The organism is Kitasatospora sp. MAP5-34 (genome assembly GCF_029894335.1).
Taxonomy (GTDB): domain Bacteria; phylum Actinomycetota; class Actinomycetes; order Streptomycetales; family Streptomycetaceae; genus Kitasatospora.
Genome location: NZ_JARXZC010000003.1, coordinates 254,368 through 265,891 on the forward strand (window position 1 = coordinate 254,368; position 11,524 = coordinate 265,891).

9 protein-coding genes are annotated in these 11,524 nt (G+C 71.3%); 5 read left to right on the forward strand and 4 right to left on the reverse strand.

The window, feature by feature from the left end:
* Positions 1-58 precede the first annotated feature (58 nt).
* Positions 59-1,489 carry a class II fumarate hydratase gene (locus tag P3T29_RS04800; protein WP_280714995.1) on the forward strand — a complete coding sequence of 477 codons (1,431 nt, stop codon included), beginning with the start codon at positions 59-61 and terminating at the stop codon, positions 1,487-1,489.
* 151 nt (positions 1,490-1,640) lie between these two features.
* Here P3T29_RS04800 and P3T29_RS04805 read toward each other — a convergent pair whose 3' ends face one another.
* Positions 1,641-2,111: an SPW repeat protein gene (locus P3T29_RS04805; RefSeq protein ID WP_280714996.1), complete on the reverse strand. Its 471-nt coding sequence runs from the start codon at positions 2,109-2,111 to the stop codon at positions 1,641-1,643.
* 226 nt (positions 2,112-2,337) lie between these two features.
* On the opposite strand from P3T29_RS04805, the gene P3T29_RS04810 reads away from it, so the two are divergent.
* The 3 genes from P3T29_RS04810 to P3T29_RS04820 all read left to right on the forward strand — a co-directional run bounded on the left by P3T29_RS04810 (position 2,338) and on the right by P3T29_RS04820 (position 5,799).
* On the forward strand, positions 2,338-2,889 hold the full coding sequence (locus P3T29_RS04810; protein WP_280714997.1) for a PadR family transcriptional regulator: 552 nt from the start codon (positions 2,338-2,340) through the stop codon (positions 2,887-2,889).
* 22 nt (positions 2,890-2,911) lie between these two features.
* The gene (locus P3T29_RS04815; protein ID WP_280714998.1) at positions 2,912-4,696 is read left to right on the forward strand and encodes an acyl-CoA dehydrogenase; all 1,785 of its coding nucleotides are present in this window, start codon (positions 2,912-2,914) and stop codon (positions 4,694-4,696) included.
* Positions 4,697-4,845: 149 nt separating this feature from the next.
* Positions 4,846-5,799, forward strand: a complete 954-nt coding sequence (locus P3T29_RS04820) for a multicopper oxidase domain-containing protein (protein ID WP_280714999.1) — start codon at positions 4,846-4,848, stop codon at positions 5,797-5,799.
* 590 nt (positions 5,800-6,389) lie between these two features.
* Here P3T29_RS04820 and P3T29_RS04825 read toward each other — a convergent pair.
* Both P3T29_RS04825 and P3T29_RS04830 read right to left on the reverse strand, forming a co-directional pair.
* A complete protein-coding gene (locus tag P3T29_RS04825; RefSeq protein WP_280715000.1) occupies positions 6,390-8,456 on the reverse strand; it encodes a GAF domain-containing protein in 2,067 nt (688 codons plus the stop codon).
* A 111-nt stretch (positions 8,457-8,567) separates the two neighbouring features.
* Positions 8,568-9,209, reverse strand: coding sequence for a response regulator transcription factor (locus P3T29_RS04830; protein WP_280715001.1), 642 nt, complete (start codon positions 9,207-9,209; stop codon positions 8,568-8,570).
* A 119-nt stretch (positions 9,210-9,328) separates the two neighbouring features.
* On the opposite strand from P3T29_RS04830, the gene P3T29_RS04835 reads away from it, so the two are divergent.
* Positions 9,329-10,255: a hypothetical protein gene (locus P3T29_RS04835; RefSeq protein WP_280715002.1), complete on the forward strand. Its 927-nt coding sequence runs from the start codon at positions 9,329-9,331 to the stop codon at positions 10,253-10,255.
* A gap of 107 nt (positions 10,256-10,362) precedes the next feature.
* On the opposite strand, the gene P3T29_RS04840 is transcribed toward P3T29_RS04835, so the two are convergent.
* Positions 10,363-11,523, reverse strand: a complete 1,161-nt coding sequence (locus P3T29_RS04840; RefSeq protein WP_280715003.1) for an NAD(P)-dependent alcohol dehydrogenase — start codon at positions 11,521-11,523, stop codon at positions 10,363-10,365.
* Position 11,524: the final 1 nt, after the last annotated feature.

Here is an 11,524-nt window from a genome sequence, read left to right on the forward strand (position 1 = left end):
GCGGCGGAAATACCTGGGGCTCGGGCGCGGCTCTGCTCACCAGGAGGTGTATCTCGCCATGGGTGACGAGCAGGCCAGGACGAACGATCAGAGCAGGTCAAGCGATCAGAGCCACCGCGTCGAGCACGACTCGATGGGTGAGGTGCGGGTGCCGGCGGCGGCCAAGTGGCAGGCGCAGACACAGCGGGCGGTGGAGAACTTCCCGGTGTCGGGCCAGCGGCTGGAGCGGGCGCACATCGCGGCGCTGGCCCGGATCAAGGCGGCGGCCGCCAAGGTGAACGCCGAGCTCGGGGTGCTGGACGGGGAGACGGCGGCGGCCGTCCGGGCGGCGGCCGAGGAGGTCGCGGCGGGCCGCTGGGACGACGAGTTCCCGGTGGACGTGTTCCAGACCGGGTCGGGGACGTCCTCGAACATGAACGCCAACGAGGTGATCGCCACGCTGGCGGGCGAGCGGCTGGGCCGTCCGGTGCACCCGAACGACCAGGTCAACGCCAGCCAGTCGTCCAACGACGTCTTCCCGTCCTCGATCCACATCGCGGCGACGGCGGCGGTCACGAACGACCTGGTCCCGGCGCTGGACCAGCTCGCGGTGGCGCTGGAGGGCAAGGCCTCCGAGTTCGCCGAGGTGGTGAAGTCGGGGCGGACCCACCTGATGGACGCCACCCCCGTCACGCTGGGCCAGGAGTTCGGCGGGTACGCGGCGCAGGTCCGCTACGGCATCGAGCGGCTGCGCGCGGTGCTCCCCCGGGTCGCCGAGCTGCCGCTCGGCGGCACCGCCGTGGGCACCGGCATCAACACCCCGCCGGGGTTCGCGGCCGCCGTGATCGCCGAGGTCGCGCGCTCGACCGGGCTGCCGCTCACCGAGGCGCGGAACCACTTCGAGGCACAGGGCGCGCGGGACGCCCTGGTGGAGCTGAGCGGCCAGCTGCGTACGGTCGCCGTCGGCTTCACGAAGATCGCCAACGATCTGCGCTGGATGGGCTCGGGGCCGCGCACCGGGCTCGGTGAGATCAACCTGCCGGATCTCCAGCCGGGCTCGTCGATCATGCCCGGCAAGGTCAACCCGGTGCTGCCCGAGGTCGTCCTGATGGTCGCGGCGCAGGTGATCGGCAACGACACGACCGTCGCGGTCGCGGGCGCGAGCGGCAACTTCGAGCTCAACGTGATGCTGCCGGTGATCGCCCGCAACGTACTGGAGTCCGTGCGCCTGCTGGCGAACAGCGCCCGGCTGCTGGCCGACCGCACGGTCGACGGCATCACGGCCAACGTCGAACGGGCCCGCGAGTACGCCGAGTCGTCCCCCTCGGTGGTGACGCCGCTGAACAAGTACATCGGGTACGAGGAGGCCGCGAAGACCGCGAAGCAGGCGCTGGCCGAGCGCAAGACCATCCGGCAGGTGGTGCTGGAGCGCGGTTACCTGGAGCAGGGCAAGCTGACGGAGGCGCAGCTCGACGCGGCGCTGGACGTCCTGCGGATGACGCACCCCTGAGGCACCGGCTGAGGCACCAGCCACAGCCAGGTGGCGCGGGGAACTGGGCCGGTCGGGAGGCTGCGGACCGTCGCCTTCCGAACTTGCGCAGTTCCCCGCGCCCCTTTCCGTGGCTGATTGAGCTGTGGTTTATCGAGTGCCTACGCAGTTGTCATCCGCCGCTCGGGGCGGAGCCACGCCGCCGCAGCATGCCGCTGCCCAGCGTGACGGTCATGGCGACTGCTGCCATACCCAGGCAGAGCATCACGCCGCCGGTGATCGTGTTGGTGAGGATCGTACGGCGCACATGCGCGCCACCGTTGATCGCCCAGGGCGCGACCACGGTCCAGATACCCAGCAGGGACGCGGCCCAGGCCCGCGCGTGCGTGCGCTCGTAGGCGGAGCCGAAGCCCGCCATCAGCACTGTGTAGGCCAGTCCGACGATCAGGTTGGTGATGGCCAGGGTGGAGAACGCCGTGTTGTAGCCGACAACCCATGGAGAAGCTGCCAGGAACAGACCGGCAAGGATCGCCAGAGCCTCGACGGCTTGCGCCCGGGGGGTTGCCACCACCCGTTCGGCACGGTCACGCAATTCCAGGATGTCCGGATGGGTCTCCATGCTCATCGGAAGCTGGGTCGACACCTGGACCACCTCCTCAATTAGGGACATGACAGCCGCATAGCCACTACCCATTCTGTGCCATAAATAACGGTTCGTCCCGATTTACCCACTGCAACTACCCGCCTACTTGTTCGCCCTGTGCGGCGCCAGCCACGGCGCCGACGGCAACGCCCTTCTCGCGTGATCCGCGTCTCAACCCACGCGGGTCGCATTGCCTATGCAACTCGTTGCATAGCAGGATGCTGGCATGGCCCTTGAGCACGCGATCCTCGTCTCCCTGCTGGAACAGCCCGGCTCCGGGTACGAGCTGGCGCGCCGCTTCGACCGGTCCATCGGCCGCTTCTGGACCGCCACCCACCAGCAGATCTACCGGGTGCTGCGCCGGATGGAGACGGACGGCTGGATCGTCGCCGAGGAGGTCGCCCAGGACGGCCGCCCCGACAAGAAGGTCTACGCGCCGGCCGCGCCGGGCCGCGCGGCCCTGGCCGCCTGGCTCCGCGAGCCGGTCGAACCGGAGACCGTCCGGCACGAACTCGCCGTCAAGATCCGCGCCGCCGCCTTCGACGACTCCGCCGCCCTGACCTCGCTGATCTCCGAGGTCGAACGGCACCGGGAGAGCCACTCGGCACTGCTGGCCCGCTATCTCACCGGCGAGCAGCGCGACTTCCCCGACCTGACGGCACTCGATACCCGCCAGGAGTTGCAGCACGTGGTGCTGCGCGGCGGGATCGAGTACGAGCGGATGACCCTCGCCTGGCTGGACGACGTGCTCGCCACCCTTCACCGACTCGCCAACTGACCCTCACTACCTGGGAGTTATCATGCTCTTCAACCCGCGCACCTACGACCCCGTGCAGTTCGACGAGCCGACCCGCCGCCTGCTGCGCGCCACCGTCGACTGGTTCGAGTCACGCGGCAAGAAGGCCCTGATCGACACCTACGTCGACCGCGCCTGGTACGGCGACTTCCTCGAATTCGCCGCCAAGGAGGGCCTGTTCGCGGAGTTCCTGACCCCGGCCTCGGCCGCCGACACCGCGCCCCGAGGCGAAGCGAGTGCCGGAGCGAGGAGTGTCGGCGCCGGGTCAGAGCGCCCGGAGGCGAGCGGGCGAGTCACAGCCAAGCGCTGGGACACCGCGCGGATCGCCGAGCTGAACGAGATCCTCGGCTTCTACGGTCTGGGCTACTGGTACACCTGGCAGGTCACCATCCTGGGCCTCGGCCCGGTCTGGCAGAGCGAGAACGAGGCCGTCCGGGCCCGCGCCGCCAAGCTTCTGACGGAGGGTCACGTGATGGCCTTCGGTCTCTCCGAGCGCTCCCACGGCGCGGACATCTACTCGACCGACATGATCCTCACCCCGGACGGCGAGGGCGGCTTCACCGCGTCCGGCTCCAAGTACTACATCGGCAACGGCAACGTCGCCGGCCTGGTCTCGGTCTTCGGCCGCCGCTCGGACGTCGACGGCCCGGAGGGCTACGTCTTCTTCGCCGCCGACAGCCGGCACGAGGCGTACCACCTGGTGAAGAACGTGGTGAACTCGCAGATGTACGTCAGCGAGTTCCGCCTCGACGAGTACCCCGTCCGGGCCGAGGACGTGCTGCACACCGGCAAGCCCGCCTTCGACGCCGCGCTGAACACCGTCAACGTCGGCAAGTTCAACCTCTGCACGGCCTCCGTCGGCATCTGCGAGCACGCGATGTACGAGGCCGTCACGCACGCCCACAACCGGGTGCTGTACGGCAAGAAGGTCACCGACTTCCCGCACGTGCGCCGCGAGTTGACCGACGCGTACACCCGCCTGAACGCGATGAAGCTGTTCAGCGACCGGGCCGTCGACTACTTCCGCTCCGCCTCGCCGGACGACCGTCGTTACCTGCTCTTCAACCCGATGACCAAGATGAAGGTCACCACCGAGGGCGAGAAGGTCATCGACCTGATGTGGGACGTCATCGCGGCCAAGGGCTTCGAGGCGGACACCTACTTCGACAAGGCCGCCCGCGACATCCGCGGCCTGCCGAAGCTCGAGGGCACGGTGCACGTCAACCTCGCGCTGATCCTCAAGTTCATGGCGAACTACCTGTTCAACCCGGCCGAGTACCCGGCCGTGCCGAGCCGCCTGGACCCGGCCGACGACGCCTTCCTGTTCCAGCAGGGCCCGGCGCGCGGCCTCGGCGCGATCCGCTTCCACGACTGGCGGACCGCGTACGACACGCACGCCCACCTGCCGAACGTGGCCCGGTTCCGCGAGCAGGCCGACGGCCTCTGCGCGCTGCTGCTCGCCCACGCGCCGAGCGCCGAGCAGCAGCAGGACCTGGACTTCCTGCTGGAGATCGGCCAGCTCTTCGCCCTCGTGGTCTACGGCCAGCTGGTGCTGGAGCAGGCCGAGTTGACCGGCGTGGACGCCGACCTGCTGGACAGCGTCTTCGACGTCCTGGTGCGCGACTTCTCCGCCCACGCCACCGAGCTGCACGGCAAGAGCTCGACCACCGACGAGCAGGCCGCCTGGGCGCTGGCGCACGTCCGCCGCCCGGTCTCGGACACCGAGCGCGCGGCCCGGGTCTGGGCACAGGTCGAGGCCCTCTCGGGCGCGTACGAGATGCAGCCGTAACAAGCCCGTCGAAGGGGGTGCCACGCGGCGGCGTGGCACCCCCTTCGACGTACCCGTGTCCCGGGCCCGGCCGGGACCACTGCCTCATGCACTCGGGACAACCGGCCGATGACCCTGGGGGAGCCAGTAGCGACCCCTGGGAGCCCCTTATGACTCAGTCCGTGCAGTCCTTGCCTGCTGTCCAGACCGCCCAACCCACCGACCTCACCAAGTTCGCGGACCCGCTCCGCATCCCGCCGACCATCAGCCCCGGCCCCGAACTCACCGTCCAGCTCACCTCCGCCGATGTCCAGCTGCACTCCGAGCTGCCCCCCACCCCGATGTGGACGTACGAGGGCGGCTTCCCCGGTCCGGTGATCGAGGTGCGGCGCGGGCAACGGCTCCGGGTCGCCTGGGAGAACCGGATCTCCACCCCCTACCCGGCGCAGGTCGGCAACCTCCCGGCCATCACCATGCCGCCCGCCGAGAACGTGCCGGGCATCGACCCCGCCCTGCTGAACCAGCCGGCGGCGGCGGTCCCGCCCTGGGCGGTCGTCCACCTGCACGGCGCGGTGACCGGCGGGGGGCACGACGGCTGGACGGACAACGCCATGCTGCCGGGCGGGTCCCAGCTCTCCGAGTACCCGAACGACCAGCAGGCGACGGCTCTCTGGTACCACGACCACGCGATGGGCATCACCCGGCTCAACGTCAACGCCGGCTTGGCCGGACTCTACCTGGTCCGGGACGACGAGGAGGACGGACTCGGGCTGCCGGACGGCGAGTTCGAGGTCCCGCTGGTGCTCTGCGACCGTAACCTGGTCACCGCGCCGGACGGTTCGCTGACCGGGCAGCTGCTGTACAAGACCGTCGGCCCGCTGCCGTTCTCAGGCCGCTACACCCTCGTCAACGGCGGGATCTGGCCGCACTTCGACGTCCGCCCGCGCTGGTATCGCCGGTCACCTGGGACGCCGCGTCGCCGATCGAACCGTCCGACCAGGGCTGGAAGGACGTCGTCAAGATCGCGCCGGGCCAACTCGTCCGGATCGCCGGTCAGTTCACCGGAGCGACGGGCAAGTTCATGTACCACTGCCACCTGCTGGACCACGAGGACGACGGCATGATGCGCCCGTTCACCGTGACGCCGGGCGCGGTCATGGACCTCGACCCCGGGATGTCCATGGACATGGGCGGCGCTCCCGACCACACCTCCTGAGCCTCAGCTGGATCCGGCCCCACCGCTTGTGCGGTGGGGCCGGATCCAGCTGGGTCGGGATGATCACTAGCACCGGGGCTGACCGGGGCCTCCGCAGTCGGAGCCGCCGTCCTGCCGGGCCGGGCCCGCGTAACCGAGTCCGGCCAGTCGGGTCAGGAGCCTGGTCCGCACCCCAGGGGGGCAGGCGCTCTGGCCGGGACCTCCACAGTCGCCGCCGGTGTCAGCCGACGTCACCGACCGAATTGCCTTCGGAAGTGCCAGGGTGACTCCGGCCACGGCCGCTGCGGCGAGCACTTTGGCCGCCGTGCTTCCGGGTATGCATGTCATCTTGTGTACTCCTTGGCTCAGTGCCGTCCCGTCGTCTGATGCGGGCGACCGGACCCGATCGGGTCTCCGGTTAAGACTGTCCGCCCGGTGGCGTCCCGGATGCATGAGCCCGTGGTCCCCATTCAGTGTGGGACCACGGGCTCGGGACGCACGACCTGGGACGGACTGGTCTCAGCCGGCCTGTTCGGCGGCGCCGGCTCTGGGGAAGACGGCCCGGACCACCGCGCCACGGGCGTCGTTGGCGGCGGAGAAGCGGCCGCCCAGCTCCTCCGCGCGCTCGGCCATCGAGCGCAGCCCGACCCCGGCGCCGTTGGCGTGTGCGGGGAAGCCGGCGCCGTCGTCATGGGCTTCGACGGTGATCTCGTCCGACCCGACGCGCAGGGCGAGCCGGACGCTGGTGGCACCGGAGTGGCGGACCACGTTGTTGAGCGCCTCACCGCTGATCCGGTAGACGGCGACCTCGACGGCCGCCGGGAGCCTGGGCAGCGGATCGGGGTCGAGATCGAGGGTGACCTGCAGCGCCCGGCCACCGAAGCCGTCCGCGAGCCGGCGCAACGCGACGGCCAGCCCGTCGCTCCCCAGGGCCGCCGGGGCCAGGCCGTCGGTGATCCGGCGCAGCTCGGTGATCGCCTGGCCGATGCCGCGCGAAGCGGTGGCGAGCGAGCGGGCCGCCTCGCAGTCCTCCGCGATACCGCTGCGCGCCGCGTCCACCTGGAGGCGCAGCCCGGACAGCGCCGGACCGAGCCCGTCGTGCAGGTCGTGCCGCAGGCGCCGGCGTTCCTCCTCGCGGGCCAGCACGATCTGCTTCCGGCTCGCCTGCAGCTCCTCGTACAGCCGCAGCGAGGCGATGGCGGGAGAGGCCTGGCCGGCGAGCATCCTGAGCACCTCGCGGTCCTGCCGGTCGAGCGTCCGCTGCCCGGAGCGCGGCGGTACGGCGAGGTCTCCGATCACCGCGCCCTCGTACGTCAGCGGGAAGGTCTCGCCGGGCAGCTCGTGCTCGCCCAGGGCCGCCAGCTCGCGCGGCCCGCTGCGGGTGTGCACCCGGACCACGGCGCCGGGGAGCCCGAGAGCCTGCACCGCCGTCGCGCAGAGCAGGGGCGGCACCCCGGCCGGGCTGACCGCGTGGCTCATCCGCTCGGCGAGTTCGCGGACCACCCGGTACGGCTGGGCGCGCTCGCCGTAGTAGGCCCGGTCGACGGCGTGCAGGACGCCGCGCGTGGCCGGGCGCAGCAACGCGCCCAGCACGGCGACCACGAACAGCATCCACCACTCCCCGCCGCCCGTACGAGCGTGGACACCCAGCAGGCTGTGCGTCAGGTAGACGGCACCGAGCACGGCGATGAACACGAACGTGCAGAAGGTGTAGGCGGAGAGGTAGAAGCGGGTGGAGCGGTCGAGGGAGAGCGACCTGTCCCGCCGGAACGCGACGGCCAGGCCCAGCAGCCAGGCGCCCTGGCCGATCAGGATCTGCGCGTACCCCAGCCCGGACCAGGTGAGGTCGGCGTACTCCGGGACGATGATCAGCAACATCCAGACCAGGTAGGGCACCACGACTTCGACCAGCCGAGGAGTCCGCCCGGGCGAGCGCCACCAGCGGACGGCGGCCACCACCAGGGTGAAGCCCACGGTCGCCGTGAAGGCGTTCCAGGCGGCCGGATCCAGGACGCTGCCGAGGTCCCGGCCGAAGTCTCGCCAGACCCCGTGCCTGAGCGGGTTGGCGACGCCGTCCCAGTTCCTGGCGCGGGCCTCCCAGTAGAAGGCGAGCACCAGACTCCACAGGCCCAGCAGGACTGTGACGACCCGCCATCGGCCGGTGGGGAGCCGCCCGTCCGGGAGCCAGAGCGGGAAGGCGAAGATCAGGAAGTAGTAGGCGGCGAGGGAGGCGATCGGCAGCACGACCACGAAGTCCGCCGCCACCGGCCCGGCCCCGGCCAGCCCGGCCCCGAGCACCACGAACATCCGCAGCGTCTCCAGCAGACCGGTGGCCAGCAGCAGCGCTCCGAGTCCGGTCGCGCGGCGGTTCACCAGGATGAACAGGCCGGAGAGCGAGAACGTCAGGTAGAGCGCGACGTTGACACCGTCGTAGAAGTAGGACGAGCTGAGGTTCTTGTCACCCAGATGGGTCAGCGCCAGCCCGGACCAGCCCAGCGCGCAGAGCAGGGTCGCCCCGCAGGCCGCCAGGGCCAGGGCGAGCCCGGCGGGTGGGGCACCGTCACGGATGCTCTCGTTATCGCTCATGCAGCCCTCCTCGGCCCCTGCGCACCATGGTCGGCCGCCCGGTGTCCCAGATGCACGGGCCGCCGGTCCCGTCCGGGTCCCTGAGAGGTGGGCCGGTCGTCGGGCGGTGGGTCAGTCGTCGCCCAGGCCCATGTCCCTGGCGCGGGCCACCGCCTCGGCGCGGGTGGCGACGTGGAGCTTCTCGAAGATGTGGGTGACGTGGTTGCGGACGGTCTTCTCGGCGACCACCAGCTCGCGGGCGATCCGGTGGTTGTCCAGCCCCCGGGCGACCAGCCCGAGGACCTCGGCCTCCCGCGCGGTGAGGGAGGGGAAGAGCTGCCCGGCCTCGCGCAGCCGGGTGCCCGCCAGCAGGGCGGTGATCCGGGTCGCGATCTCAGCGCCGAACACCGCGCCGCCCGCCGCGACCGTACGGACGGCGTGCAGCACCTCGTCCCGGCCGGCGCCCTTGACCAGGTAACCCCGGGCGCCCGCCTGGAGGGCAGCGAGCAGGCTGCCGTCGTCGTCCGCCATGGTGAGCATCAGGACGGGGGCGGTCGGGGTCTGCCCGGCCAGGCGGCGGGTGGCGTCCAGGCCGGAACCGTCGGGCAGCGACAGATCCATCACGATCACGTCCGGGAGGCACTGCGCGACGGCATCGGCCACGGCGGCCACCGTCTCGGCCTCACCCACCACCTCGACGCCCTCGGCGCTCTGCAGGGCGGCCTTGAGGCCCTCCCGGAAGAGCGGGTGGTCGTCGACGATCAGTACACGCACCGGCGAAGCGTCCCTCTGCAGGTCATCCACCTGGCCGACACTACTAGTGATCGATTTATGACTTAGTGTGACATGCTGATGAATGGGGGCTAAACGGGACGAAGCGAGAGGCCTCCGGCATGGCGCACGCGAGCCGACACTGTCCTGCTCCGCTGCGCAGCCTGGTGGTGCTGGCGCTCGCGGGCCTCACCGCCGCCATACTGCCGGGCCCCGGGGCCGCCCTCGCGGACGACTCCTCCTGCAGGACGGGCGGGCCACGACCCCGCACCTCGTACGGCACGGCCGAGCCGCTGGGCTCGGGGACGGTGCGGACGTACGCCGAGCTGGACGGCAAGCGGCCGGTCGCGGTGGGCGTGGTGCTCACCCGTAGCGCGCTCGACAACCTGCCCACCGAGATGACGGACCGCAAGCGCTGCTTCGACGTGAACGGCGACGGGGTGATCGAGGAGGCGACCGAGTGCGCGGGCGGGCACGAGCACATCCTCGACCTGCCGCCCGCCCTGCTGGCCCTGCCCGGGATGCCGCTGGAGTGGTCGCTGCTCAACTGGCAGCCGATGGGGCACGGGCCGGTGGGGGTGTACGACAAGCCCCACCTGGACGTGCACTTCTACCTGCAGCCGAAAGCGGAGCGGGATGCCATCCGGCCCGGCCCGTGCGGCATCGTGATCAACTGCGAGGACTTCGCCACCGCGACCAAGCCGGTGCCGCCTGAGTACCTGCCGGCCGACCACGGCGACAAGGGCCTCGCCGAGGTCGGGATGGGCAACCACCTGCCGGACCTGACCGCCGGGGAGTGGCACGGCGTACCGTTCGACCGGACCTTCATCTACGGCGCCTACGACGCCCGCATCACCTTCCTGGAGCCGATGATCACCGTCGCCGATCTGCAGCGGACGGAGGCGGGGACGGCGTCCGGCAAGTGCGCCGACATCAAGCAGCCGCAGGCGTGGCAGCAGCCGGGGTGGTACCCGCGCCAGTACTGCGTGCGGTACCGGGGGGATCGGCAGCAGTTCACCATCTCGCTGGAGGACTTCTCGCGGCGGTAGGGGGCCGAATCGCGGCCCCTGGCTCCTGAGGGGCGATAACCGATGACAGATGACAGATTTCAAAATCTGTCATCGGTTATCGGTTATCGGTTGTTGGGAACCAGCCGTCAGGGCATCACCAGCACCGGCTTGACCACCTCCCCCGACCGGGCCGCCGCAGCCGCCCGCTCCACCTCGGTGAACGGGAAGGTCCGCACCAGCCGGTCGACCGGCAGCCGTCCCGACCGGTAGAGCCGGACCAGCGCGGGCAGGAACCGCTCCGGTACGGCCGCGCCCTGGTTCACCCCGACGATCCGGGGCGCCCGGCCCAGCAGCGCCGGCACGTCGAACGCCACCTCGCTGCCGACGGGCGGGGCGCCGGCCACCCCGCACATCCCGCCGACCGCCAGCGCGTCCACCGCCTGCCGCAGGGCGCGGAGGTTGCCGCTGGCCTCCAGCGACCGTTCGGCGCCACGCCCCCCGGTCAGGGCGGCGATCGCGGTGATCGGGTCCTCGGTGCGGGCATCCACCACCGCCGTCGCACCGAGTTCCAGCGCGAGCGCGAGGCGGGCGGGCTGGACGTCCACCACGACGATCCCGGTGGCGGCGGTGAGCCGGGCCGCCAGGACGGCGGCCAGCCCGACCGCACCGGCGCCGAACACCGCGAGAGTGTGGCCGGGTTCTGGGCGCAGCACGTTGAGCACCGCGCCCGTCCCGGTCTGCACCCCGCAGCCGAGCACCGCGAGCACCTCGGGCAGCACCTCCTCCGCCACCTCCTCCGGTACGGGTATCGCGTTGCGCTCGCTGGCGAGCGCGAGCGTGGCGAAGGAGGACTGTCCGAAGAAGTGCCCGTGCAGCGGCGTGCCGTCGGCGGCCCGCAGGGTGGCGCTGCCGTCCAGCCGGCTGCCGCCGAACAGGTTGAGTTCGGGCCAGTGTTCGCACTGGACGGGCTGCCCGGCCCGGCAGGGCGGGCAGCTGCCGCAGGAGTCGAAGGTAAGTATCACCGTCTGCCCCGGGCGGACCCTGGTGACCGCGCTGCCGACGGCCTCGACCGTGCCGGCCGCCTCGTGGCCGAGGACGGCCGGCAACGGGCCGGGGGTGCGCCCCGCCCGGACGCTCAGGTCGGTGTGGCAGATCCCGGCCGCCCGGATCCGGACCAGCACCTCGTCCGGACGCGGATCGTCCAGCCGGACGGGCTCCAGGACGAACGGCGCGTCCTGCTCGCGGACCACGGCGGCGGTCGCGCCGTGCGTCAGGGCTCCGGTGGGCACGGCGGCTGTGGCAGGCATC